This window comes from Salipiger abyssi (assembly GCF_001975705.1).
Lineage (GTDB): Bacteria > Pseudomonadota > Alphaproteobacteria > Rhodobacterales > Rhodobacteraceae > Salipiger > Salipiger abyssi.
Map to the genome: position 1 here is coordinate 1,097,996 of NZ_CP015093.1, position 25,673 is coordinate 1,123,668.

22 protein-coding genes are annotated in these 25,673 nt (G+C 66.3%); 11 read left to right on the plus strand and 11 right to left on the minus strand.

Going from position 1 to position 25,673, the window contains the following annotated elements; translation table 11 throughout:
- Positions 1-4: 4 nt before the first annotated feature.
- Entirely contained in the window at positions 5-3,142 is a 3,138-nt protein-coding gene (locus Ga0080574_RS08990; protein WP_076697466.1) for an efflux RND transporter permease subunit, read from the plus strand.
- Positions 3,143-3,215: 73 nt separating this feature from the next.
- On the opposite strand, the gene Ga0080574_RS08995 is transcribed toward Ga0080574_RS08990, so the two are convergent.
- Positions 3,216-4,136, minus strand: a complete 921-nt coding sequence (locus Ga0080574_RS08995) for a hydrogen peroxide-inducible genes activator (protein ID WP_076697470.1) — start codon at positions 4,134-4,136, stop codon at positions 3,216-3,218.
- Between the two features lie 120 nt (positions 4,137-4,256).
- Here Ga0080574_RS08995 and Ga0080574_RS09000 point away from each other — a divergent pair, with 120 nt between their 5' ends.
- The 3 genes from Ga0080574_RS09000 (at position 4,257) to Ga0080574_RS09010 (ending at position 6,416) form a co-directional block, all read left to right on the plus strand.
- Positions 4,257-4,901, plus strand: a complete 645-nt coding sequence (locus Ga0080574_RS09000) for a peroxiredoxin (RefSeq protein WP_076697473.1) — start codon at positions 4,257-4,259, stop codon at positions 4,899-4,901.
- A gap of 77 nt (positions 4,902-4,978) precedes the next feature.
- Positions 4,979-5,416 (plus strand): Dps family protein, encoded by a 438-nt coding sequence (locus tag Ga0080574_RS09005; protein ID WP_076697476.1) that lies wholly within the window; start codon positions 4,979-4,981, stop codon positions 5,414-5,416.
- Between the two features lie 124 nt (positions 5,417-5,540).
- Positions 5,541-6,416, plus strand: a complete 876-nt coding sequence (locus Ga0080574_RS09010; protein ID WP_076697479.1) for an MBL fold metallo-hydrolase — start codon at positions 5,541-5,543, stop codon at positions 6,414-6,416.
- A gap of 210 nt (positions 6,417-6,626) precedes the next feature.
- Here Ga0080574_RS09010 and Ga0080574_RS09015 read toward each other — a convergent pair whose 3' ends face one another.
- The 3 genes from Ga0080574_RS09015 to Ga0080574_RS09025 are packed head-to-tail and all read right to left on the minus strand — an operon-like array spanning position 6,627 to position 9,256.
- On the minus strand, positions 6,627-7,517 hold the full coding sequence (locus Ga0080574_RS09015) for an amino acid ABC transporter permease (protein ID WP_076697482.1): 891 nt from the start codon (positions 7,515-7,517) through the stop codon (positions 6,627-6,629).
- Positions 7,518-7,554: 37 nt separating this feature from the next.
- The gene (locus Ga0080574_RS09020; RefSeq protein ID WP_076697485.1) at positions 7,555-8,382 is read right to left on the minus strand and encodes a transporter substrate-binding domain-containing protein; all 828 of its coding nucleotides are present in this window, start codon (positions 8,380-8,382) and stop codon (positions 7,555-7,557) included.
- Positions 8,383-8,407: 25 nt separating this feature from the next.
- Positions 8,408-9,256 carry an amino acid ABC transporter permease gene (locus tag Ga0080574_RS09025; protein WP_076697488.1) on the minus strand — a complete coding sequence of 283 codons (849 nt, stop codon included), beginning with the start codon at positions 9,254-9,256 and terminating at the stop codon, positions 8,408-8,410.
- 206 nt (positions 9,257-9,462) lie between these two features.
- Here Ga0080574_RS09025 and pheT point away from each other — a divergent pair, with 206 nt between their 5' ends.
- The gene (pheT, locus tag Ga0080574_RS09030; protein WP_076697491.1) at positions 9,463-11,859 is read left to right on the plus strand and encodes a phenylalanine--tRNA ligase subunit beta; all 2,397 of its coding nucleotides are present in this window, start codon (positions 9,463-9,465) and stop codon (positions 11,857-11,859) included.
- Positions 11,860-11,937: 78 nt separating this feature from the next.
- Here the strand turns inward: pheT and Ga0080574_RS09035 are convergent, their stop codons facing one another.
- Complete coding sequence (locus Ga0080574_RS09035; protein WP_076697495.1) at positions 11,938-12,276, minus strand: carboxymuconolactone decarboxylase family protein; 339 nt, start codon at positions 12,274-12,276, stop codon at positions 11,938-11,940.
- A gap of 206 nt (positions 12,277-12,482) precedes the next feature.
- Entirely contained in the window at positions 12,483-14,171 is a 1,689-nt protein-coding gene (locus Ga0080574_RS09040) for an acyl-CoA dehydrogenase family protein (RefSeq protein ID WP_076697498.1), read from the minus strand.
- 147 nt (positions 14,172-14,318) lie between these two features.
- Here Ga0080574_RS09040 and Ga0080574_RS09045 point away from each other — a divergent pair, with 147 nt between their 5' ends.
- Positions 14,319-15,089: a sulfite exporter TauE/SafE family protein gene (locus Ga0080574_RS09045; RefSeq protein WP_076697501.1), complete on the plus strand. Its 771-nt coding sequence runs from the start codon at positions 14,319-14,321 to the stop codon at positions 15,087-15,089.
- Between the two features lie 52 nt (positions 15,090-15,141).
- Here Ga0080574_RS09045 and glpK read toward each other — a convergent pair whose 3' ends face one another.
- On the minus strand, positions 15,142-16,626 hold the full coding sequence (gene glpK / locus Ga0080574_RS09050) for a glycerol kinase GlpK (protein ID WP_076697504.1): 1,485 nt from the start codon (positions 16,624-16,626) through the stop codon (positions 15,142-15,144).
- A gap of 94 nt (positions 16,627-16,720) precedes the next feature.
- Positions 16,721-18,325, minus strand: coding sequence for a glycerol-3-phosphate dehydrogenase (gene glpD, locus Ga0080574_RS09055; RefSeq protein ID WP_076697507.1), 1,605 nt, complete (start codon positions 18,323-18,325; stop codon positions 16,721-16,723).
- A gap of 200 nt (positions 18,326-18,525) precedes the next feature.
- On the opposite strand from glpD, the gene lepB reads away from it, so the two are divergent.
- Genes lepB through Ga0080574_RS09080 form a run of 5 tightly spaced genes read left to right on the plus strand, consistent with a single transcriptional unit; the run spans position 18,526 to position 22,215 of the window.
- Entirely contained in the window at positions 18,526-19,359 is an 834-nt protein-coding gene (gene lepB / locus Ga0080574_RS09060) for a signal peptidase I (RefSeq protein WP_076697510.1), read from the plus strand.
- The gene (gene rnc, locus Ga0080574_RS09065; protein ID WP_076697513.1) at positions 19,356-20,042 is read left to right on the plus strand and encodes a ribonuclease III; all 687 of its coding nucleotides are present in this window, start codon (positions 19,356-19,358) and stop codon (positions 20,040-20,042) included. Before lepB ends, rnc begins: the two co-directional genes overlap by 4 nt.
- Positions 20,035-20,979 (plus strand): DMT family transporter, encoded by a 945-nt coding sequence (locus Ga0080574_RS09070; RefSeq protein ID WP_380658936.1) that lies wholly within the window; start codon positions 20,035-20,037, stop codon positions 20,977-20,979. Before rnc ends, Ga0080574_RS09070 begins: the two co-directional genes overlap by 8 nt.
- Entirely contained in the window at positions 20,976-21,881 is a 906-nt protein-coding gene (gene era / locus Ga0080574_RS09075; RefSeq protein ID WP_076697516.1) for a GTPase Era, read from the plus strand. The genes Ga0080574_RS09070 and era overlap by 4 nt, the downstream gene beginning before the upstream one ends.
- Positions 21,882-21,885: 4 nt before the next feature.
- Positions 21,886-22,215, plus strand: coding sequence for a DUF1491 family protein (locus Ga0080574_RS09080; RefSeq protein ID WP_076697524.1), 330 nt, complete (start codon positions 21,886-21,888; stop codon positions 22,213-22,215).
- Here the strand turns inward: Ga0080574_RS09080 and Ga0080574_RS09085 are convergent.
- The 3 genes from Ga0080574_RS09085 to ftsH form a co-directional block, all read right to left on the minus strand.
- Positions 22,212-22,808, minus strand: coding sequence for an MOSC domain-containing protein (locus tag Ga0080574_RS09085; protein ID WP_076705811.1), 597 nt, complete (start codon positions 22,806-22,808; stop codon positions 22,212-22,214). The genes Ga0080574_RS09080 and Ga0080574_RS09085 overlap by 4 nt on opposite strands.
- Positions 22,809-22,926: 118 nt before the next feature.
- Positions 22,927-23,703 carry a methyltransferase domain-containing protein gene (locus tag Ga0080574_RS09090; RefSeq protein WP_083716797.1) on the minus strand — a complete coding sequence of 259 codons (777 nt, stop codon included), beginning with the start codon at positions 23,701-23,703 and terminating at the stop codon, positions 22,927-22,929.
- Complete coding sequence (gene ftsH, locus Ga0080574_RS09095) at positions 23,700-25,616, minus strand: ATP-dependent zinc metalloprotease FtsH (RefSeq protein WP_076697530.1); 1,917 nt, start codon at positions 25,614-25,616, stop codon at positions 23,700-23,702. Before ftsH ends, Ga0080574_RS09090 begins: the two co-directional genes overlap by 4 nt.
- Positions 25,617-25,673 lie beyond the last annotated feature (57 nt).

Genomic DNA, 25,673 nt, shown 5'->3' on the forward strand with positions numbered 1-25,673 from the left:
CGTCATGGCCCGTTTTTTCATCGACCGCCCGGTCTTTGCCTGGGTGATCTCAATCCTCATCATGGGGATCGGCGTGCTGTCGATCCTGACCCTGCCGATCGCGCAGTATCCGCAGATCGCGCCGCCCTCGGTGCGCATCAGCGCGCAATATCCCGGTGCCTCGGCGCAGACGGTGGCGAATACCGTAACCCAGCTCATCGAACAGCAGATGACCGGGCTCGACGGGATGCGCTACATGTCGTCCTCCTCGACCTCGGCGGGCACGGCCTCGATCACCCTGACGTTTGAATCGGGCACCGACCCGGACGTGGCGCAGGTGCAGGTGCAGAACAAGCTCAGCCAGGCCACCGCGCTGCTGCCCGAAACAGTGCAGCGGCAGGGGGTCACGGTCGAGAAATCCTCCTCCTCCTTCATGATGGTGATCGCCCTGATTTCCGAGGACGGGTCGCTCGACCAGGCGGACCTCTCGGACTACATGAACTCAAATCTGGTGGACGAGTTCAGCCGGATCGAAGGTGTCGGCGGCGCGCAGGTTTTCGGCGCGCAATACGCCATGCGGATCTGGCTCGACCCCTCCAAGCTCGCCGCATTCGAGATGACGCCGGACGACGTGGTCAACGCCGTTTCGGCGCAGAACGCGCAGATCTCGGCGGGCTCCTTCGGCGCGCTGCCCGCGCCAGAGGGCCAGCAGCTCAACGCCACGATCACCGCGCAGTCGCTGCTCTCCACGCCCGAGGATTTCCGCAACATCGTGCTGCGCTCGGAAACCGATGGCGGTCTGGTGCTGCTTCAGGACGTGGCCGAGGTCGAGATCGGGGCCGAGAACTACGCGACCATCGGGCGCTATAATGGCCAGCCCGCCGCGGGCATGGCGCTTCAGCTCGCCTCTGGCGCCAACGCGCTGGACACCGCCGAGATGGTCAAGGAACGGCTCGAGGAATACTCGCAGTACTTCCCCGACGGGGTGAGCTATGTGATCCCCTACGACACCACGCCTTTCATCGAGATCTCGATCCACGAGGTGCAGAAGACGCTGATCGAGGCCATCATCCTGGTGTTCTTCGTGATGCTGCTCTTCCTGCAAAACCTGCGGGCGACGCTGATCCCGACGCTGGCCGTGCCGGTCGTGATCCTCGGCACTTTCGGCATTCTCGCCGCCGCCGGTTTCACCATCAACACGCTGACCATGCTCGCCATGGTGCTGGCCATCGGCCTGCTGGTGGACGACGCGATCGTGGTGGTGGAGAACGTCGAGCGGATCATGGAGGAGGAGGGGCTTTCGCCGCGCGATGCGACCCGCAAATCCATGGGCCAGATCACCGGCGCCCTCGTTGGCATCGCGCTGGTGCTGTCGGCGGTGTTCGTGCCCATGGCCTTCTTCCCGGGCTCGACCGGGGTGATCTACCGACAGTTCTCGATCACCATCGTCTCGGCCATGGCGCTATCGGTGCTGGTGGCACTGACCCTGACGCCGGCGCTCTGCGCCACGATCCTGCGCGGCAAGGATGCGCATCACACGCATCGCGGCCCGGTCGGCTGGTTCAACACCGGCTTCGACAAATTGACGGGCGGCTATGGCGGCACCGTGGGCTGGCTGATCCGCCGCCCGCTGCGCATCATCGCGGTTTATGCGGCGCTTGGCTACGGCATGGTGTTCCTGTTCAACAACACGCCCACCGGCTTCCTGCCGGCGGAGGACCAGGGCATCCTGATCACGCTGATCCAGGCCCCCACCGGCGCCACGGCAGAGCGCACCAGCGATGTGGTCCAGCAGGTCGAAGACCACTTCACCCAGAACGAAGGCGACAACATCGTCTCGACATTCGGGGTGGTTGGCTTCTCGTTCTCCGGTCAGGGCCAGAACATGGGGATCGTCTTTGTCAGGATGAAGGACTGGGAGGAACGCCAGAGCCCCGGACAAAGCGTGCAGGCCGTCGCCGGACGTGCCTTCCCCGCCTTCATGGGCATCCAGGACGCCATGGTCTTCCCCATCGTGCCGCCGTCGGTGATCGAACTGGGCAACGTCTCGGGCTTCGACTTCTATCTTCAGGCACAGGGCGGCCAGACGCATGAACAGCTTCTGGAAGCGCGCAACCAGCTGCTCGGCATGGCGGCGCAAAGCCCGCTGATCGCGTCCGCCCGTCCTTCGGGGCTGGAAGACGCGGCGCAATTCGCGCTGGATATCGACTGGCGCGCCGCCGGGGCCGTGGGTGTCACGCCCACCGATGTCGGCAACGTGCTGTCGATCGCCTGGGCCGGGTCCTACGTGAACGACTTCAACGACAATGGACGGATCAAGCGCGTCTATGTGCAGGGCTCGCCCGAAAGCCGCGCCACGCCCTCCGATCTCCAGAAGTGGCGGGTGCGCAATGCGACCGGAGAACTCGTGCCCTTCGCCAACTTCACCACCGAACGCTGGACCTACGGCCCGCAGGGCCTGTCCCGCTACAACGGCGTGCCGTCGATGCAGATTCAGGGTGAACCGGTCCCCGGTGTGACAACTGGTGAGGCCATGGCCGAGATCGAGCGCATGGTCGAACAGCTGCCGCCGGGTTACGCGGTGGCCTGGACCGGCCTGTCGCTGGAGGAACGCGAATCCGGCGGCCAGGCGCCGCTGCTCTACGCGCTGTCGCTCGCGGCGATCTTCCTCTGCCTCGCGGCGCTCTACGAAAGCTGGACGGTGCCCTTCTCGGTGATGCTGGCCATGCCCATCGGCGTGCTCGGCACCATGGGGGCAGCCTACTGGTTCGGCTTCGAGAACGGCGTGTTCTTCCAGGTTGGCCTGCTGACCGTGATCGGTCTGACCGGCAAGAACGCCATCCTCATCGTGGAGTTCGCACGCGACCGCTACGACGGGGGCGAGGATCTCTATACCGCCGTGAAGGAGGCCGCGCGCCAGCGTTTCCGCCCGATCGTCATGACCTCTCTGGCCTTCTCACTGGGGGTGGTGCCGCTGGTGCTCTCCTCCGGCGCGGGCGCCGGCGGGCGCACGGCGGTCGGCTCGGCGGTGCTGGGCGGGACGATCACCGGCACGGTGCTGGGCGTGATCTTCGTGCCGCTGTTCTTCGTCATCGTGCAGCGGATCTTCGGCCGCAAACGCGCGACCGAGACCCCGGCGGAGAAAGACCCCAAGACCGCCTGACCGGTCACCCGGTTATGACCTGCGCCGCGCCGTCCGGGAGCCACCCGGGCGGCGCGCTGCGTTTCTGGGGGCCTCACCCCGCCCCGGCCAGCATCGCCTCATGGGTGGCGCGCAGCATGTCGCCCAGCGCCCGGAACACCTCGGCGCGCGGGCTGCCGGGACGCCAGCCCAGCATGACCCGGCGCGGGCAGGCATCGCTCAGCGGCGACAGCGCGATCTCCTGCCCGGTCAGCACGCCTGCATGAATCGCCAGATCCGGCAGCAGGGTGATCCCCAGCCCCTCGCTCACCATGGAAATCAGCGTCGCGAGGCTGGTGGCGGAAAAACTCTCGTCCTGCTCGATATCGCGATCCGGAAAGGCCTTGAGCGCGTGCCGTTGCAGACAATGCCCGCGTTCCAGCAGCATCAGCCGCGCGCCTTCCAGCGCCTGCCCACTCACCGGCCCTCCGCCAAACCGCGACACGCCCGGCGGCATCGCGAGGTGATAGCCGTCATCGAAGAGATGCAGCGCCTCGATCCCCTCGATATCGAAGGGCTGCGCAAAGAGGATCAGGTCGAGCCGCCCGGCCAGCAGCCCCTCGGCCAGCGATTCCGTCATCTCTTCGCGCAGGAACAGCCGCAGCTCGGGAAAGCCCGCGCGGATCCGCGGCAGCGCCCTTGGGATGAGAAACGGCCCGATCGTGGGGATCGCGCCCAGCCGCAGATCGCCCCGGTCGGGCCGGCCCTGCGTCGCCGCCAGCACCTCGATATCCTCCGCCGCAAGCAGCAGCGCCCGCGCCCGCTCGGCGATCTCCGCGCCGAGCGGCGTCATGATGACCGAGCGCTTCGTGCGCTCGGCGAGCTGTATGCCCAGCCGCTCCTCCAGTTCGCGCAGCCCGGCGCTCAGCGTCGGCTGGGTGACATGGCAGATCTCGGCGGCGCGCGAGAAATTCAGCTCTTCGGAGAGGGCCAGCAGAAAGCGGAGCTGGCGCAGGGTGATCTGAGGATTCATCATAGAGTAAATCTATCATATATGTAGATAAAATCAATTTCATTAATTTATCGGCATCCCCTAAATCAGGGTCATCGCAAGACGATGCCTCACGAAAGACCCTGAAAGAAAAGGACCAGATCCATGACCGAAGACACCCAACCGCAGATGCCGCGCCTCAACGAACCGGCCCCGGCCTTCGACGCGCCCACCACCGACGGCCGCAAGACCAATGCCGACTACAAGGGCAAGTGGCTGATCCTGTTCTCGCACCCGGCGGATTTCACCCCGGTCTGCACCACCGAATTCATCGCCTTCGCCAAGAAGCAGGATGAATTCGCCGCGATGAACACCGCGCTGCTCGGCCTCTCCATCGACAGCCATTACAGCCACATCGCCTGGATGCTGAACATCAAGGAGAAGTTCGGGGTCGAGATCAACTTCCCGATCATCGCCGACCTGAACATGAAGGTGGCGCAGAGCTACGGCATGATCCAGCCCGGCGCCTCGGATACGGCGGCGGTGCGCGCGACCTTCATCATCGACCCCGAGGGCGTGCTGCGCGCCATGGTCTATTACCCGATGAACGCGGGCCGTTCGGTGGACGAGATCCATCGCCTGCTCGTGGCGCTGCAAACCGCTGACGAGAACAAATGCGCGATGCCCGAGAACTGGAAGCCCGGCGATCCGGTGATCGTGCCCACCCCCGCCACGCCCGAGGCCGCCATGGCCCGCGCCGGCGAAGGCTACGACACGGTCGACTGGTATTTCTCCACCCGCCAGCTCTGACCGCTCCCCTGGCGCGCCGCCCGCGCGCCGGGGCTTCCCGAAACACCGCTTGCCCCCTGCCCGAAAGGACCGATCCGATGACCGCAACCGCCCATACAGACAGCCTGACCCGCATCCTCGCCCGGACCTTCCGGCTCTATGTCCAGACCCATGGCTATCACTGGAATGTAGAGGGGCCGGAGTTCCGCCAGCTTCACGGCTTTTTCGAAGAGCAGTATCAGGAGCTCTGGAACAGCCTCGACGAGATCGCCGAACGCCTCCGCAGCCTCGGCGCCTATGCGCCCGCCAGCCTCGCCGAGTTCCTGACGCTCGGCGGCGAAGAGGCCGCACCGGCGCAATCCGCCGCCGCCATGGTGGACGCGCTGATCGCCGGACACGATGCGCTGGCAGCCGAGCTGCGCGCCGCCATCGCCACCGCGCAGGAGGCCGGCGACGAGCCCTCCGCCGGGCTGCTCACCGACCGTCTGGCCTGGCACGAGCAGCAGCTCTGGATGATGAAAGCCAGCCGCAAATGACCCGGGCGGCGCGACATTTGCGCCGCCCCCACGCCGATGCGGAACACATTCGCATTTTCGAACATTACTCTTGCAACAGGTACCCGTGCGGGTGCAGCAAGAGCCGACAAGAGATGAGGAGACCATGACCCACCATCCGACCGTCAAATCCTTCTGGGACGAAGCCACCGGCAGCTGGCAATACGTCTTCCACGACCCCGCCACCATGAAAGGCGCCATTGTCGATCCCGTCTGGGATTACGACCCGCAGGCCGGCGCCACCACCACCGCCAATGCGCAGCAGATCCTCGACTATGTGCGCGAGGCCGGGATCGAGATCGTCTGGATCCTCGACACCCACCCGCATGCGGACCATTTCTCCGCCGCCCCCTGGCTGAAAGAGCAGCTCGGCGCCCCCACCGCCATCGGCGAGAAGGTGACCGGCGTGCAGAAACTCTGGACCGGCATCTACAACCTGCCCGGCGATTTTCCGCAGGACGGCAGCCAGTGGGACAGGCTCTTTGCCGATGGCGACGAGTTCATGGTGGGCGAGATCCCGGTCAGGGTGATGTTCTCGCCGGGCCATACGCTGGCCTCGGTCACCTATGTGGCGGGCGACGCGGCCTTTGTGCACGACACGTTCATGATGCCCGACAGCGGCACCTCGCGCGCGGATTTCCCAGGCGGCTCGTCGAAAGAGCTCTACGAGTCGATCCAGCGCATCCTGGCGCTGCCCGACGACACGCGGCTCTTTGTCGGTCACGACTACGCGCCCGAGGGCCGCGAGGCGCAATGCGTGGCCACGGTGGCCGAGCACAAGGCGGCGAATATCCACCTCAAGGACGCGCCTTCCGAGGCAGAGTACCGCTCGGTGCGCGATGCCCGCGACGCCACCCTGCCGCTGCCCAAGCTGATGCTGGCGGCGCTTCAGATCAACATTCGCGGCGGCCGCAAACCCGCGCCCGAGGACAATGGCCGCAGCTATCTGAAGATCCCGCTCGATTATTTCGAGCCGCGCTGACCCGGCGCCGGAGGGTGGGCAGAATTGCCCACCCTACCCCTCTTGTCCGGACGGTGTTTTGTTCCGGAGGCCGCAGGGATGACCATGCCGGACGCCTTCGGCGGGCGTCTTTTTCAAGGAGAAGAAGATGCAGGGAGACGCCCTTGTGCGTCTTCTCTTTCCAAATACGCCAAAGCCGCCCGTGCCAGCGGCGCAGCGCATGGCAGAAGCTCAGCCCTGACCAAGCGCCTGCCGCCGCTCCAGCCGCGCGAACCAGCGCGACAGCCCGTAGCAGAGAATGAAATAGAGCGCCGCGACGACGATATAGGTCTCGAACCGGCGCTGCGAGGAGACGGCGATTTCGGTGCCCGCAAAGGTCAGCTCCTGCACCGAGATCAGCGACACGATGGAGCTGTCCTTGACCAGCATGATGAACTGGTTGGCCAGCGGCGGCGTCACCTTGCGCAATGCCTGCGGGAACACCACCAGGCGGAACGCCTGCCAGGACGACAGACCGAGGCTGCGCGCCGCCTCGACCTGCGTCTCGGGCACCGCCTCGATGCCAGCGCGCACGATCACCGCGATATAGGCCGCCTCGAACATCGCGAGGCTCAGCACGCCGGCGAGGAAGTTCTCGAGCAGGTTGGGCGGCCCGGCGAAAAGCGCGACCACCCGCTCGGCGCCGGGGCCCAGATTGCGCGCCCAGACATCCACGCCCAGCGCCGGAATGACCTGCGACGAGACGAAGAAATAGAACACGAAGACAAAGACCAGCGGCGGCACATTGCGGATCAGACCGACATAGGCGGTGGTGGTCAGCCGGGGCAGCAGCCGCCTGCGGCTCGCCATGATGCCCAGCGCCAGACCGAGCAGGCTGGCCAGCAGCATCGCCCAAAGCGACAGCCGGATCGTCGTCAGGAAGCCTTCGAGCAGCAGGTTGGGCTCCCACCAGCCACTCTCGCCCGGCCGGAACAGCGCGCGCGGCAGGTAGGACCAGCTCCATTTATAGGCCAGAACGTCCGAGACGCGGTGCCAGAGATAGGCCACCGCGCCCAGCACGCCCGCGATCAGGATCAGATCGGTCAGGCCGAAACGGCGTTTTCGGTCGGGATCGGGATACATGCCAAGGTGGGGCGGCGCAGGGGCCGCCCCGACTGCCTTATTCCGGCACCTGGTCCGCCCAGGGGCGGCCGCCGAACCAGTAATCGTGACGCTCCTTCAGCCAGCCGTCCTGCGTGCGCACGAGGATCCAGTTGTTGAAGAAGTTCAGCGCGTCAGGATCCCCCTTGCGCACGGCAAAACCCTCCGAAGAGGCCTCGATCAGCTCGTCGGTGGGCGCAAAGACCACCTCGGGGTTGTCGTAGATGATGAAACTCGGCAGCGGCTGCGACGAGACCATGGCGTTGGCGTTGCCGTTCAGCACCTCCTGGATCACCTGGTTCTGGTCGTCGAACTGGCGCAGGGTCGCCTTGGGGAAGGTCTCCTTCAGGTATTCGCAGGGCGAGCCGCCGCGCCGGCAGGCAAAGGTCACATCGGTGGAATTGTAGCCCTCGGGCCAGGCGATATCCTCGCTTTCACCGATATGCGCCATGACGCCCAGCGAGCTGCGCGCGTAAGGCTGGGTGAAATTGACCGTCAGGTTGCGCTGCGGCGTGATCGACATGCCGCCGATGATCACATCGAACTTGCCCGCGATCAGCGCGGGAATGATGCCGTCCCAGGCGGTGGGTACGAATTCCACCTCGACGCCCATATCCTCGGCCAGTTTCGTGGCCACGTCGATCTCGAAGCCGATCAGCTCGCCATCGGTGTTGCGCATCGCCCAGGGCACAAAGGTGGACATGCCGACCTTGAGCACACCGGCGCGCTTGATCTGCTCGATCACGCTGTCCTGCGACAGCGCCGACTGGGTGTCCTGCGCGACGGCGCCACTTCCCAGCGCAAGCGCGGTGGTGGCGGCCAGGGCGAGGGTTCGGAAAAATCTCATCTGGGTTGCTCCCCTTTGAAACGAGTCAATTCTGGTCTGCGAAACGGCGCGCCCGGCGTTCCAGCCAGGCGGCGACGGAAGACAGGCCGATCGTCAGCACGAGATAGATCGCCGCGACGGTCAGCCAGATCTCGAAGGTCATGAAGGTATCGGCGATGACGGTGCGGCCCTCGTTCGTCAAGTCGAATACAGCGATGGTCGAGACGATGGCCGAGCTTTTCGTCAGGTTCACCAGCGACGAGGTCAGCGGCGGCAGCATCAGCGGCACCGCCTGCGGCAGCACCACCTTACGATAGGTGGCATAGGGGCGCATCCCCAGCGAGGCCGCCGCCTCCCACTGGCTGCGCGGCACCGACAGGATGCCGCTGCGCAGGATCTCGGAGATGAACGAGGCCTCGAACACCGCAAGGCAGAGCACCCCGGTCCAGAAGCGCTCGATCCCGAGGATGGGCGAGAGCACGAAATAGAAGAGATACATCTGCACCAGCAGCGGCGTGTTGCGGATGATCTCGAGATAGGCGGTGGCCAGCGCGTGCCCGGCGTAAGAGCGCGAGAGCCGCAAAAGCGCCACGGCGAGGCCGATGGCAAAGGCCAGCAGCGCGCCCCAGAGGGTGATCTCCAGCGTCACGAAGAGGCCGCGCATCAGCGGGCCCCAGATCAGCTCGCCGTCGATCTCGCGCCAGAAATAGCGCGGCACGCGATACCATTGCCAGTTGTAGCGCATCGCCTGCGCGCCGGCGACGATGCCCCAGAGGATCAGCCCGGCGCCGGCGAGGAACAGCAGCCAGTCCGACGCGTTGCGCCGCCAGAGCCCCAGCCGGGTGCGGCGCCGGCTTTGCGCAAGCAGGCTGTCGAGATCCGGATTGGTGGTCATCAGGTCTGAAACCCTCGGCTGCGGTCCGCGCTTGCCCCGGAGGGCCGTCCTGGGGCGAGAGTAAGGCTATTTTCCGCGATGGCAAACCGCCCAATCCGACGCGGGACGGGGTTTTCGCGCCGCCGCCCGGGCGCGCGCCCCTTTCCCCTTCCGCCGCGATCCGGTAAGAGCCACGCGACACGGAAACCAACCCGGGCGCCCCTGCGATGAAATTCACGCTTTCCTGGCTGAAAGACCACCTCGACACCACCGCCTCGGTCGATGAGATCACCGAGGCGCTGACCGATCTCGGACTGGAAGTGGAAGGGGTCGAGAACCCCGCCGACCGTCTGGCGGCCTTTACCATCGGCAAGGTGCTGAAAGCCGAAAAGCACCCGGACGCGGACAAGCTCAGGGTCTGCACCGTGATGACCGACGAGGGCGAGAGCCAGATCATCTGCGGCGCCCCCAATGCGCGCGAGGGCATCACCGTGGTGGTGGCCAAGCCCGGCACCTATGTGCCCGGCATCGACACCACGATCCAGGTCGGCAAGATCCGCGGCATCGAGAGCTTTGGCATGATGTGCTCGGAGCGCGAGATGGAGCTCTCGGACGAGCATAACGGCATCATCGAGCTGGAGACCGGCGAGGTCGGCGAAAAATTCACCGACTGGCTGGCGAAGAACGATCCCGCCAAGGTCGATCCGGTGATCGAGATCGCCATCACCCCCAACCGCCCCGACGCGCTGGGGGTGCATGGCATCGCCCGCGATCTGGCGGCGCGCGGGCTCGGCACGCTGAAGCCGATCCCCGAGGTGAGCGTGCCCGGCGCCTTCCCCTGCCCGGTTTCGGTGAGCATCGACGAGAGCGCCAGCGAGGGCTGCCCGGTCTTCTACGGGCGGCTCATCAGGGGCGTGAAGAACGGCCCCTCGCCGCAATGGCTTCAGGACCGGCTGAAGGCCATCGGCCTGCGCCCGATCTCCTTCCTGGTCGACGTGACCAACTTCTTCACCTTCGACCGCAACCGCCCGCTGCACGTCTTCGACGCCGACAAGATGTCGGGCGGGCTGCGCGTGCATGCGGCGGCGGGCGGCGAGACGCTGGAGGCGCTCGACGAGCGCACCTATACGATGCAGCCGGGGATGATACTGATCTCCGATGAGACCGGGCCGGAAAGCCTTGGCGGCGTGATGGGCGGCGAGCCCACCGGCGTCAGCGACGAGACGGTGAACGTGTTCCTCGAGGCCGCCTGGTTCGATCCGATCCGCACCGCCTATACCGGTCGCGCGCTCAAGATCAATTCCGACGCGCGCTACCGTTTCGAGCGCGGCATCGACCCGGAATCGGCGGCGCCCGGCATCGAGGCGGCGACGCAGATGATCCTCGATATCGCCGGCGGCGAGGCCTCCGAGGTGGTGATTGCCGGCAAGACCCCGGACACGACGCGCGCCTACAGGCTCGACACCGACCGCGTGGTCTCGCTGGTGGGCATGGAGATCCCGGCCGACGAGCAGCGCGCGACGCTGACCGCGCTCGGTTTCACGCTCGACGGCGACATGGCGCAGGTGCCCTCGTGGCGCCCCGACGTGATGGGCGAGGCCGATCTGGTGGAAGAGGTCGCCCGCGTCGCCTCGCTCACCAAGCTTCAGGGCAAGCCGATGCCGCGCCCGCAGAGCGGCGTGCCGGCGCCGATCCTGTCGCCGATGCAAAAGCGCGAGCAGATCGCGCGGCGCACCGTGGCGGAGCTCGGCTATAACGAATGCGTCACCTACAGCTTCATCGACAAGGCTTCGGCGGAGCTCTTCGGCGGCGGCAGCGATGCGACGATGCTGGCCAACCCGATCAGCTCGGAGATGAGCCATATGCGCCCCGCGCTGCTGCCCGGCCTGTTGCAGGCGGCGGCGCGCAACCAGGCGCGCGGCTTTGCCGATGTCGCGCTGTTCGAGGTCGGCGCGGCCTTCCACGGCGGCGAACCGGGCGAGCAGCACATGCTGGTGACCGGCCTGCTGGTCGGGCGCACCGGACCGAAGGATGTGCATGGCGCCGCCCGCCCCGTCGATCTCTACGACGCCAAGGCCGATGCCGAGGCGGTGCTTGCGGCGATGGGCGCGCCGGCAAAAATGCAGATCCTGCGCGGCGCCCGCGAATGGTGGCATCCGGGCCGTCACGGCAAGCTCTGCCTCGGCCCCAAGAAGGTGCTGGGCATCTTCGGCGAGATCCATCCCAAGGTGCTGCACGAGATGGGCGTCAAGGGGCCGGCGGTGGGCTTTACCCTCTGGCCGGAAGAGATCCCGCTGCCGCGCAAATCGGGCGCCGGCCGTCCGGCGCTGGTGCTGAACGATCTTCAGGCGGTCGAGCGCGATTTCGCCTTCGTGGTCGATGCCGATGTGGCGGCTCTGGATCTGGTCAACGCCGCGGCCGGCGCCGACAAGACGCTGATTTCAGAGGTGCGGGTCTTCGACGAATTCGTCGGCGGCAGCCTCGGCGAGGGCCGCAAATCGCTGGCCATCACCGTGCGCCTGCAACCCAGCGACGCGACGCTCACCGAAAAGGACATCGAGGCGGTGGCCGGCAAGATCGTCGAGAAGGTGCGGAAAGCCACCGGCGGCACGCTGCGCGGCTGACGCCCCCGCACGATACGCAACGCAAGAAAAAACGGCGGCGCCTCGCAGGCACCGCCGTTTTGCTTTTTTCGCGAACGCTCAGGCCGCCGACAGCTCGTCAAACGCGGCGAGTGCCTTGGAGCCGTACATCACGCCCGGTCCGCCGCCCATTTCGACACTGACCGCCAGCGTCTCGGCGATTTCCTCGCGGGTGGCGCCCAGGCGGATCAGCGCTTCGGTGTGGAACAGGATGCAGGGCTCGCAGCGGATCGCCACGGCAATGCCCAGCGCGACCAGCTCTTTCTGCTTGTGGCTCAGCGCGCCGTCGCCATGCAGGCTCTTGGCGATCATGCCAAAGCCCTGAGCGGTGTCGCCGATGGCGCCGTTGAAGCTTTTGACCTGCGGTTTGAGACCGGACAGCGTTTCCTTGTAGCTCATGGCTCCCTCCATTCAAAAATTGGAATTCGATATACAGAAACCATGTATGCGGCAGCGCGGCAATGATCGAAGTCATACACAAGAGTGAAAGCAGGATTGCCGCTTTCACATATCTGGATGGGCCTGCGCCGAACCGCCGGGCGAACCCAAGAATTTTCGTACGAAAATTCTTGGGCCCCGGCCTCACCGACGGCGATCTGACCTGCTCAGCCGAGCAGGCGCCGCGCGATCACCTGTGCCTGGATCTCGGCAGCCCCTTCGAAGATATTCAGGATACGGGCATCGCAGAGGATGCGGCTCACCGTGTATTCCAGCGCAAAGCCGTTGCCGCCATGGATCTGCAAGGCATTGTCCGCATTGGCCCAGGCCACGCGGGCGCCCAGCAGCTTGGCCATGCCCGCCTCGAGGTCGCACCGGATGCCCTCGTCCTTCTCGCGCGCCGAGAAATAGGTGAGCTGGCGGGCGATCATGATCTCCACCGCCATCATCGCCAGCTTGCCCGAGACGCGCGGGAAGGCGATCAGCGATTTGCCGAACTGCTTGCGATCCTCCGCATAACGCATCCCCACATCGAGCGCCGCCTGCGCCACGCCGATCGCCCGCGCCGCCGTCTGGATCCGGGCGCTTTCAAAGGTCGCCATGAGCTGCTTGAAGCCTTTGCCCTCTTCGCCGCCCAGCAGGTTCTCGCCCTTGACCTTGAAGCCGTCGAACCCGAGCTCGTATTCCTTCATCCCGCGATAGCCCAGCACCTCGATCTCGCCACCGGTCATGCCCTCGGTCGGGAAGGGGTCGTCATCGGTGCCCGGGGTCTTTTCCGCCAGGAACATCGACAGGCCCTTGTAATCCGACGTGCCCGGGTCGGTGCGCGCCAGCAGCGTCATCACATGGGTGCGCGCGGCATGGGTGATCCAGGTCTTGTTGCCGGTCACCGTGTAATCGCCATCCTCGCCCTTGACCGCGCGGGTGCGCAGCGACCCGAGATCGGAGCCGGTATTGGGCTCGGTAAAGACCGCCGTGGGCAGCTTTTCCCCGCTGGCCAGCGCCGGCAGCCATTTTTCCTTCTGTTCCTCGGTGCCACCCGCGAGGATCAACTCGGCGGCGATCTCCGAGCGCGTGCCCAGCGAGCCCACGCCGATATAGCCGCGCGACAGCTCTTCGGAGACCACGCACATGGAGGCTTTCGACAGGCCGAACCCGCCATATTCCTCGGGGATGGTCAGGCCGAAGACGCCCATCTCGGAGAGATCCTCGATCACCTCCATCGGGATCAGCTCGTCCTTAAGGTGCCACTCATGGGCAAAGGGCTCGACCTTGTCGACCGCATAGCGGCGGAACTGCTCACGGATCATCTCGAGCTCGTCGTCGAGCCCGGTCTTGCCGACGGTGATCTCGGCGGCGCGCTCCTGCATCAGCTCGACCAGACGGGTGCGGGCGGCCTGACCGTTGCCGCGTGCCATCAGAATCTCGACCTCGGGTGTGCGGAAGGCGGTCAGCACGTCGGTGCCGAGGCCGAGATCGCCCAGACGCACCATCTCGCCCTGGTTCATCTGGATGCCGCCGGCGATCTGGCTGAGATATTCGCCGAATGCGATCTGGTGAATGAGCTGCTCGACCTCGCCGAACGTGCCCTCTCCGGTCAGCTTGTCGGCCCAGTACTGCATCTGGCGCAGCGACTCGACATAGGTGGCCAGCCAGGCCAGCCCATGCGCGGCGAACTGGTGCGCCTCGATCAGCGTGCCGGAGACGCGGCCGTCCTCCTCGACCATGGCGCGCACCGATTGCCGCGCCGCTTCGAACACCGCCTCCGCCGGGGCGATGGCCGATTTGGTCAGCGCCAGCAGATCGTCGAGCAGGAGGCTTTCGCCAAGGCTTACGTCTTGTCCGTCATGTGCCATGAATCACTTCCTTCTCCTGGGTCGTGTGGGGGATATCTATTTTGCAGGTGCAGCGCAACAAAAATACACAGAAAGGCATACATAGGTTCTATTGTTACGCGATCAAATGCTGCTGCGCAGGGCAAAAACCCGTGTTATGCCCGTAACATGGACGTGATTTTCTCCCTCGTGTCGCCCGGCGGTCTGGTCATCGCTTTCTGCATCGCCACGCTGGCCGGGCTGGTCAAGGGAATGGTCGGTTTCGCGATGCCGATGATCCTGATTTCGGGGCTGGGCAGCTTCCTGCCGCCCGAGCTCGCGCTGGCCGGGCTGATCCTGCCGACGCTCTTCACCAACGCGATCCAGGCGCTGCGCCAGGGGCTGCGCCCGGCGCTGGACTCGATCCGGCGGTTCCGGGTGTTCATGGGCGTGGCGCTGGTCTTTCTACTGCTGTCTTCGCAGCTCGTGCGGGTGATGCCCGTGCCGGTGCTGCTGGCGATGATCGGCGGGCCGGTGGCGCTGTTCTGCGTGATGCAGCTTGCCGGCTGGCGCCCGCATCTGCGCGGCGGCGCGAATACGGCGCTGGAGGCGCTCGTGGCCTCCGTCGCCGGGTTCATCGGCGGCATGTCCGGCGTCTGGGGGCCGCCGATGGTGGCCTATCTCACCGCCATCGACACCGAGAAGCGCGAGCAGATCCGCGTGCAGGGCGTGGCCTACGGGCTCGGCGCCGTGGCGCTGGCCGGGGCACACACGGTTTCGGGCGTATTGAACGCCGAAACGGTGCGGTTTTCCGCGCTGCTGCTGATCCCGGCGCTGGCGGGCATGTGGCTGGGCATGCGGGCGCATGACCGCATCGACCAGGAAGCGTTTCGCAAGATCACGCTCTGGGTGCTGCTTGTCGCGGCGCTGAACCTGCTGCGGCGGGCCTTCTTCGGCTAATCCGCCCTGGCGCGCATGGCGTAGGGTGGGCAATCTTGCCCACCGCCCACCGTCAGAACGCCTGCGCCGCCGCCACCGCGCGTTTCCAGGCGGCGTATTTCTCCTCGCGCGCCGCATCCTCCATCGCCGGATCGAACTGACGTTCCAGCGCCCAGGTCTCGGCAAACCCCGCCATGTCGGGATAGATCCCCGCGCGCTGCCCGGCGAGCCAGGCCGCGCCCATCGCCGTGGTCTCCAGCACCTGCGGCCGATCCACCGGCGCACCGGTGATATCGGCAAGGAACTGCATCGCCCAGTCGCTGGCGCTCATGCCGCCATCGACACGCAGCGCCGCCTCGCCGGCGCCGGACCAGTCCGCATGCATCGCCTCCAGCAGGTCGCGGGTCTGATAGCCGACGCTCTCCAGCGCCGCGCGGGCGAATTCCTGCGGCCCGCTGTTGCGCGTGAGGCCAAAGACCGCGCCCCGGCATTCGGCGTTCCAGTAGGGCGCGCCGAGCCCGGTGAAGGCCGGCACCAACACCAGCCCCTGCGAGGCATCCGCCGCCTCGGCCAGCGCCTGCGTCTCCTTGGCATCGCGGATGATGCGCAGCCCGTCGCGCAGCCATTGCACCACCGCGCCGGCGATGAAGATCGAGCCTTCGAGCGCATAGGTGCGCTTGCCGTCGAGCTGGTAGGCGATGGTCGAGAGCAGCCGGTTCTGCGAGGTCACCAGCTCCTCGCCGGTGTTGAGCAGCGCGAAACAGCCCGTGCCGTATGTGGATTTCAGCATGCCGGGGCTGAAACAGGCCTGCCCGATGGTCGCCGCCTGCTGGTCGCCGGCAACGCCCAGGATCGGGATCTCGGCGCCGAAAAGATCCGCCCGTGCCATGCCGAAATCGGCGGCGCAATCCTTGACCTCGGGCAGCATCGACATCGGGATACCCAGCATCTCGCACATGGTCGAGGACCAGCGCCCCTTGCGGATATCGTAGAGCATCGTCCGCGCCGCGTTGGTGGCGTCGGTCACATGGGTGTGGCCTTCGGTGAGGTTCCAGATCAGCCAGCTATCGACGGTACCAAAGGCAAGCTCGCCGGCCTCGGCGCGGGCGCGGGCACCCTCCACATGGTCGAGGATCCACGCCACCTTGGTGGCGGAGAAATAGGGATCGAGCAGCAGCCCGGTCTTTTCCGTCACCGTGGGCTCGTGCCCGGCATCCTTCAGCTCGTGGCAGAAGGCCGAGGTCCGCCGGTCCTGCCAGACGATGGCATTGTGGATCGGTTTGCCGGTCTTGCGGTCCCAGACCAGCGTCGTCTCGCGCTGGTTGGTGATGCCGATCCCAGCGATATCGGTCGCCCGCACGCCGGCCTTTTCCATCACCCCGCGGCAGGTGGCGGCGGTGGTGGTCCAGAGATCCGAACACTCGTGTTCGACCCAGCCCGACTCGGGGTAATGCTGCGTGAATTCCTCCTGCGAGACCGCGACGATCTTCAGCGCCTCGTCGAACAGGATCGCCCGGCTGGACGTCGTGCCCTGGTCGATTGCAAGAATATGGCTCATCGCGGTCCTCCCATTGGTCCTGCGCCCCCGCGATCGCGTCACGGGGGACCGCCCGCTTTGTCACACCGGCGCGCGGACAGGCGCCTCCCGCGCCTCAGACGCTGCTGTCGACGGTTTTTCCGGCACCACGCGCCTGCATGTAGCTTTGCAGCGCGGCGACCTGCGGTTCCGAGAAATGCAGCCCCAGCTTGGTACGGCGCCAGAGCACATCCTCGGCGCTGCGGGCGTATTCGCGGTCCATCAGCCAGTCGACCTCGGCGGCGGTCAGCGTGGCGCCGAAATCGCGCCCCAGTGCCTCGGCACTCTCCGCATCGCCCAAGAGCGCGCGCGTCTCGGTGCCGTAGGTGCGTACCAGACGGCGCGCCCAGTGCTCGTTGAGGAACGGATAGGCCGAGCGCAGGCTGACCACGAGGCGCGGCCCGCCATTCACCGGGAAATCGCCGCCCGGCAGCGGCACACCCGCCGTCCAGGCATCCGGCACGTCGCCGAGCTGCTCGGCGATCTTGTCCAGCGCGCTTTCCGCCAGCCGGCGGTAGGTGGTGATCTTGCCGCCGAAGACATTGAGCAACGGCGCGCCGCCCCCCTCGACCTTCAGCGTATAATCGCGCGTCGCCGCCGTGGCGCTGGAGGCACCGTCGTCATAGAGCGGGCGCACGCCGGAATAGGTCCAGACCACATCCTCGGCGCTGATATCGCGCTTGAAATAGCGGTTGGCGAAGTCGATCAGATATTGCTGCTCTTCGGGGGTGCAGACCGGGCGCGCATCGGGGTCGTGATGCTCGGCATCGGTGGTGCCGATGAGGGTGAAGTCCTCCTCATAGGGAATCGCAAAGATGATCCGCCCGTCGGTGCCCTGGAAGAAATAGCACTTGTCGTGATCGTAGAGCTTGCGCGTCACGATATGGCTGCCGCGCACCAGCCGCACGCCCTCGCGCACGTTCAGATGCACGGTGGTCTGGATGATCTCGCCCACCCAGGGCCCACCGGCATTGACCAGCATCCGGGCGAAATGCACCGAGCGCTCGCCGGTCTCGGTGTTCTCCACCTCGACCCGCCAGAGATCGCCCTCGCGCTTGGCCGACAACGCCTTGGTCCGGGTCATGATCTTTGCGCCGCGCGCCTCGGCGTCGCGGGCGTTCAGCACCACCAGCCTGGAATCCTGCACCCAGCAATCGGAATATTCATAGGCCTTCTCGAACCGGTCATCGAGCGGTTCGCCCTCGGGCGTGCCGCGCAGGCTGAGCGCGCTGGTGCCGGGCAGCAGCTTGCGCCGGCCGAAATCCAGATGGTCGTACATGAAGAGCCCCAGCCGGATCAGCCAGGCCGGGCGGCGGCCCTTCATCCAGGGCATGACCAGCGTCAGGATTTTCGAGGTGGGCGTCTCGCTCTCGAACCGCATCGAGGGGTGATAGGGCAGCACGAAGCGCATCGGCCAGCTGATATGCGGCATGGCGCGCAGCAGCACCTCGCGCTCGGCCAGCGCCTCATGCACCAGCCGGAATTCGAAATACTCCAGATAGCGCAGCCCGCCATGAAAGAGCTTCGTCGAGGCCGAGGAGGTGGCCGAGGCCAGATCCCCCATTTCGGCCAGGCTCACCGACAGGCCCCGGCCCGCCGCGTCGCGGGCGATGCCGCAGCCGTTGATGCCGCCGCCGATGATGAAAAGGTCGGTTGGCTTACTCTCGTGCTGATCCGTCACGCATCTCGTCCTTTGGTTCCGTTCTGCGTTTCCCAAGGTATGACAAAGCCCGCCGCATATCGCAACGCGCGGGGGCGGTTATCGCCAGACAGCGGCCTCACAATGCCGGGACAGGCAGCATCGGTGCCGGGCCGCCGGCTTGACAGTCTCCGACCGCCCGCCCATGAAGCCTGGGGCAAAGGGAGCGAAAGGCAAGTCTTATGGCGAAAGAGAAAGAGGCGGGCGGGTTTCTGGAAACCGTCAAGACGGTGGTCTATGCGCTGCTGATCGCGGGCGTGTTCCGGACCCTGTTCTTCCAGCCGTTCTGGATCCCCTCGGGCTCGATGAAGGACACGCTGCTCATCGGCGATTTCCTCTTCGTCAACAAGATGAGCTACGGCTATTCCTACGCCTCCTGCCCCTCGATCCGCCTGCCCGCCATCGGCATCGACATCGACGCAAAGGATGTCTGCGGCTGGCTCGGCGGTGACAACGAGCGCCTGTTCGGCTCCGAGCCCGAGCGCGGCGATATCGTCGTGTTCCGCCACCCGGTCACGGGCCGCGATTTCATCAAGCGGCTGATCGGCCTGCCGGGCGACCGCATTCAGGTGAAGAACGGGCTGCTCTACATCAATGACGAGCCGGTCGAGGTCGAGCGCAACGGCACCTTCACCGAGGTCGCCGAGCCGCAGGGCCCGCAACAGCTGCGCCCGCGCTGCGAAAACGGCCCCGTGGGCACTGGCGGCGTCTGCGAAAAGTCGCGCTGGACCGAGACGCTGCCGAACGGCAAGACCCATGACATCCTGAACATCGCGATGCAGGGCTCGGACAACACCCGCGTCTATACCGTGCCTGCCGGCAACTATTTCATGATGGGCGACAACCGCGACAACTCGTCCGACAGCCGCGTGCCCAATGCCGCCGGCGGCGTCGGCTTCGTGCCCTTCGAAAACCTCATCGGCCGCGCGAACCGCGTGGTCTTCTCCTCCGCCGGACGCTCCATGCTGTTCTTCTGGACCTGGCGCGCCGACCGTTTCTTCCACAAGCTGCAATGAAGCGCTCTGCCGAGATAGAAGCGCTCGAGGCGCGTCTCGGCCTGCGTTTCGAGCGGCCAGACCTGCTGCGCCGGGCGCTGACGCATTCCTCGATGTCCGGGCCCGGGCGCGAGGACAACCAGCGGCTGGAATTCCTCGGCGACCGGGTGCTCGGGCTGGTGATGGCCGAGGCGCTGCTGGCCGGTGACCGCAAGGCCTCCGAAGGCCAGCTCGCGCCGCGCTACAACGCGCTGGTGCGCAAGGAGGCCTGCGCCGAAGTGGCGCGCGAGGTCGATCTGGGCGCGGCGCTGAAACTCGGGCGGTCCGAGATGATGTCGGGCGGGCGGCGCAAGATGGCGCTGCTCGGCGACGCGATGGAGGCGGTGATCGCCGCAGTCTATCTCGATGCCGGGTTCGACGCGGCCAAGGAGATGATCCTGCGGCTCTGGGGCGATCGGGTTGCGCAGGTCGAGGCCGATGCGCGCGACGCCAAGACCTCGCTTCAGGAATGGGCGCAGGCGCGCGGCATGGCGCCGCCCGCCTATGTCGAAACCGGGCGCTCCGGCCCGGATCACGCCCCGGTCTTCACCATCGAAGCGCGGCTGGACAACGGCGCAACGGCACAGGCCACCGCCGGCTCCAAGCGCAAGGCCGAGCAGCAGGCCGCGGCGGCACTGCTCGACAAGGTGGGCAAGGGTGACTGACCGCAGCGCGGCCTCCGGCAGCAACGCGCTGGGTGCCCTGTTCATGGTCGTCGCCATGACGCTCTTTGCCGTCGAGGACGCGCTGTTCAAATCCGTCGCTCCGGGCCTGCCCCCCGGCGAGGCGACGCTGATCTTCGGCCTCACCGGCACCTGTCTCTATGTCTGCATGACGCTTTTCGCGCGCGAGCCGGTGCTGCACCCGGCGATTCTGCGCCGCCCGCTGCTGATCCGCACCGGGTTCGAGATCGTCGGGCGGCTGTTCTTTGCCCTGTCGCTGGCCTACACGCCGCTTTCGGTCACCTCCTCGATCCTTCAGGCGGCGCCGCTTGTGGTGACGGCGGGCGCGGCCCTCATCCTGCAAGAACATGTGGGCGCGCGGCGCTGGATCGCCATGGCGGTGGGCTTTCTCGGCGTGCTGATGATCCTGCGCCCCACGCCCGAGGCGTTCCGCGCCGACGCGCTGCTGGCGGTGGCGGGGATGATCGGCTTTGCCATGCGCGATCTCTACACCCGCGCCAGCCCGCCCGCCGTATCCACAAATCAGCTCGGCGTGCTGGGCTTTGCGGTGATCATCGTCGCGGGGCTGGTCATGCTGCCCTTCGACCCGGCACCGCCACGCCTGCCCGCGGGCACCGAGCTGGGGCGGCTGCTGCTGACCGGGGCTGTCGGGGTCACCGCCTATACCGCGCTCACCCGCGCCATGCGCACCGGCGAGGTCTCGGTGGTGGCGCCGTTCCGCTATTCGCGGCTGCTGGTGGCGCTGGTCTTTGCCTTCCTGTTCTTCGGCGAGCGCCCGGATCTCTGGACGCTGGCGGGCGGTGCGCTGATCGTTTGCAGCGGCATCTACACGCTGATCCGCAGCGGACGCATGCCCTCTGGTCCGGAGGGGCGCAATGGGGTAAAGCGCTCGGATCACCGCAGCGGGAAACGCAAATGACCACACGCGCCGGATTCGTCGCCCTGATCGGAGAGCCCAACGCGGGCAAATCCACCCTCACCAACCGCATGGTGGGGGCCAAGGTGAGCATCGTCACCCACAAGGTGCAGACCACCCGCACCCGCATTCGCGGCGTGGCGATGGAGGGCGAGAGCCAGCTGGTCTTTGTCGACACGCCCGGCCTCTTCAAACCGCGCCGCCGGCTCGACCGCGCCATGGTGGCGGCGGCCTGGGGGGGCGCGGCGGATGCCGATATCATCGTGCTGCTGGTCGAGGCGCATCGCGGCGTGACGGAAGGCGTGGAGCGCATTCTGGAAGGGCTCGCCGATCTGCCCAAGGGCCGCAAGGTGGCGCTGGCGATCAACAAGATCGACCGGGTCGAGGCCCCGGCGCTGCTGGCGCTGACCAAGGAGCTCAACGACCGCTACGCCTTTGCCCAGACCTTCATGATTTCGGCCGAGCGCGGCCACGGGGTCGAGGCGCTGCGCAAATGGCTGGCCGAAGAGCTTCCCGAAGGCCCCTGGCTCTATCCCGAGGACCAGATCGCCGATCTGCCCATGCGGATGATCGCCGCCGAGATGACACGCGAAAAGCTGACCCTGCGGCTGCATCAGGAGCTGCCCTATCAGCTCACCGTCGAGACCGAGAACTGGGAAGAGCGCAAGGACGGCTCGGCCCGGATCGACCAGATGATCTATGTCGCCCGCGACGGCCACAAGGGCATCGTGCTGGGCAAGAAGGGCGAGACCATCAAGGCGGTGAGCCAGGCGGCCCGCGCCGAGATCGAGGAATTCCTCGGTCGCAAGGTGCATCTCTTCCTTCAGGTAAAGGTCCGCGAGAACTGGCTCGAAGAGGCCGAGCGCTATTCCGAGATGGGGCTCGATTTCAAGGACGGCAACTGAGCCCATGGCCCGGCTGACCACGCGGTTCTGGGTCGATGCCTATCTGGCGCGGCTGTCTTTCCAGAACATCCCCGCCTATGTGACCGCCCATGGCGACGACACCGCCGGCGCGGTGCTGGTGAAACTCGCCACGCTCGACGGCAAGGCCCGCGCCTTCACGCGCGGTTTCGACCTGATGTCGGGCGAACGGAAATGGACCGAGCTCGCCGCCGGAGACGAGCGCGAGGTCGATGCCTCGGTTGCCAAACAGCGCGGTTTCGACCCGGATCTCTGGGTGATCGAGGTTGAGGACCGGCAGGGCCGGCATCTGCTCGACGAGGACGGGCTGAGCTAACGCAGCACCGCCTCGATATGCGCCCAGACCGGCTGGTCGGGGATGTGCAGGCGCAGCGCGTCGCCCAGATGCAGCGCGCCGGGGCGCTCGACCCAGGCCACCACCCCGCGCCGGCCCGCCGCCGCCGGCTTGAACCGCGCCCCGATGCCCGCATGCTCCTGCTCGATCTCGCGCCCGGGCAGCACGCAGGGGCGGTTTTCCATATCCACCGCCAGCGTCACCCCGTCCGGCCCCTGCAAGCGCGAGGAGGGCGGGATATGCGAGAGATCCGGCAGCCCCTCGACCACCACCGTGGCGCCCAGCCATTCCGGCTCCAGCGTGGCCAGCCCCATGCGTTCGGCGATGGCGGCGATCTCCTCGACCGACATCATCGAGATCTGCCGGCTGTTGCGGATCGTGGTGCCGCGCGGATGCTGCTTGAGCACGCGGCTGCACGAGGCGCGGGTGAGGCCCGAATGCCGCTCGCCAACGGGCCCCTCAAAGCCCAGTTCCAGCCGCTCGACCGCCTCCGAACGCAGCCCCTTTCCGGCCTCGGGCACGCGGCCCAGCCAGCGGATCGTGGCGTGAAAATCGGTGGGTTTCAGCGCGGGCATGGGCGGCACCTCCTCATCGTTCTGCGAACTCTGCGCAAAGCGCCGCGCGGCGCCAACCCGCATCGCGCGCATTAACGATTAAATTGCGGTGATCTCTGGAAAATCCGGGCGGCGCGCCTCAGCGCGTGACGGTAAAGAACATCCGCCGGAACGGGAAGAGCACATGCCCGTTCGGCTGCACCGGATAGGCGCTGCCGATCACGTCCTCATAAGCCATATCCAGCCGCGCCTGTTCCTCGGCAGAGAGCGGCGCCTTGATCGGGCGGGTGAAGGTCGCATCGGTAAAGCGCCGCACCGGATGCCCGGTGCCGTCGGGCGCCAGCTCCTGGTAATATTCCGTCTCCCAGAGCGAGACCTGCCCCAGCGGGCTCAGGATGCGGTGATATTCGGCAGGCAGCAGCACACCGGGCAGCTTGCCGGGATCGACGCGCCCGGGAAAGAACTCCTCGGCCAGCGACAGCCAGAGCCTGTGCGAGGGCGCGTTGTTCTGATGCGGCACCTGCACCGCCAGCGTGCCGCCGGGCGCCAGCAGCCGGACGAGCTGCGGCAGCAGCGTCTCGTGACCGCGCAGCCATTGCAGCGTCGCATTGGAAAAGATCAGCGCCGGCGGCGTCTCGGGGCGCCAGGTGGCGACATCCGCCTCGACAAGAGCGTCATAGGCGCCGGTCGCGCGCGCCTCCTCCAGCATGGCGGGGCTCAGATCGACCCCGGTCAGTCTGCGCCCGAGCTGTTTCAGCGCCGGGCCGACCGCGCCATTGCCGCAGCCCAGATCCACCACCTCGCCCTCGGGCAGCGGGCCGACGCTGCGCAGCAGGTCGATGGCGGGGCGCAAACGAAGACCCCGGAATCTGCCATAGAGTCCGGGGTCCCAGTCGTTCTGCGATGTGCCGCTCATGCGGAGGGCTCAGGCTCCAGCCCGCCTTCACCAGCGGGTTTCGCCTTGGGCTTGGTCTTGGGAATGGCGGTGACGCTCGGCGTGTCGTCATCGGATTCCGTATCGGTGTCGTCGCCGGAATGCGGCGGCTCGCCGCGCATCACGCGCTTGATCTCTTCGCCGGTCAGGGTCTCGTATTCGAGCAGCCCCTTGGCCAGACGCTCCCAGTCTTCCTGACGCTCGGTCAGGATCTGGTAGGCGCGCTCATAGGCTTCCTGGATGAAGCGGCGCACCTCATCCTCGATCAGCTCTTTGGTATGCGCCGAAACCGAGAGGCCGGCGGTGTTGCCCTGATAGCCCTCATGCGCTTCGGAATAGTCGATATTGCCGATCTTGTCCGACATGCCCCAGCGCAGCACCATGGCGCGCGCCAGCGCGCTGGCCTGCTGGATGTCGCCCGCCGGGCCGTTCGAGACGTTGGGCTCGCCGTATTTGATGATCTCGGCGGCCTTGCCGGCCATGGTCATGGCAAGCTTTTCCTCACACTCGGATTTGTGCCAGTTCAGCCGGTCGATCTCGGGCAGCGAGACCACCATACCCAGTGCCCCGCCGCGCGGAATGATCGTCGCCTTGTAGACCGGATCGCATTGCGGAAGGGTCAGCCCCACCACCGCGTGGCCGGCCTCGTGATAGGCGGTCTTTTCCTTCTGCTCGGGGGTCAGCACCATGGAGCGGCGTTCCGCGCCCATCATGACCTTGTCCTTGGCGTTCTCGAAATCTTCCATCGTGACAAAGCGGCGGCCCACACGCGCGGCCATCAGCGCCGCCTCATTCACCAGGTTGGCGAGATCCGCGCCCGAGAAACCGGGGGTGCCGCGCGCGATGATGCGCAGGTCGACATCGGGGCCCAGAGGAGTCTTGCGCGCATGCACGCCGAGGATCTTTTCGCGACCCTTGATATCGGGGTTCGGCACGGTGACCTGACGGTCGAACCGGCCGGGGCGCAGCAGCGCCGGGTCGAGCACATCGCGGCGGTTGGTGGCCGCGACGATGATCACGCCTTCATTGGCCTCGAACCCGTCCATCTCGACCAGAAGCTGGTTGAGGGTCTGTTCGCGCTCGTCATTGCCGCCGCCATAGCCCGAGCCACGGTTGCGGCCCACGGCGTCGATCTCGTCGATGAAGACGATACAGGGGGCGTTCTTCTTGGCCTGCTCGAACATGTCGCGCACGCGGCTGGCGCCGACACCGACGAACATCTCGACGAAATCGGAGCCCGAAATGGTGAAGAAAGGCACGCCGGCCTCGCCCGCGATGGCGCGTGCGAGCAGCGTCTTACCGGTGCCCGGAGGGCCCACCAGCAGCGCCCCCTTGGGGATCTTGCCGCCGAGGCGGGAGAATTTCTGCGGGTTGCGGAGGAATTCGACGATCTCCTCCAGCTCTTCCTTGGCCTCGTCGATGCCCGCGACATCGTCGAAGGTCACACGCCCGTGCTTTTCGGTCAGCAGCTTGGCCTTGGATTTGCCAAAGCCCATTGCGCCGCCTTTGCCGCCGCCCTGCATCCGGTTCATGAAGTAGATCCAGACGCCGATCAGCAGCAGGAAGGGCAGCAGGCTCAGCAGGAAGGCCTGAAAGCCCGATTGCTCCTGCTGCTCGGCGCGCACGACCACGCCTTTGTCGATCAGCATGTCGGTGACCTGCGCGTCCTCGGGTTTGACCGTGACGTAATCGGTGCCGTCATTGCTGCGGTAGCGGATCTGTTCACCGTCTATCGTGACCGAACTGACGTTCTGGTCATCCACCGCCTGCACAAAATCGGAATAGCTGATTTCGCGGCTTTGCAGCGTGCTGCCACCACCCGAGAACAGGTTGAACAGCGCCAGGATCAGAAGGAACAGGACCACCCAGAAGGCGATATTGCGTGCGTTGCCCAAGGAATGCCTCCAAACATGCGTCGCGCGCCCGGGCCCGGACGCGATGGTCCTAACATA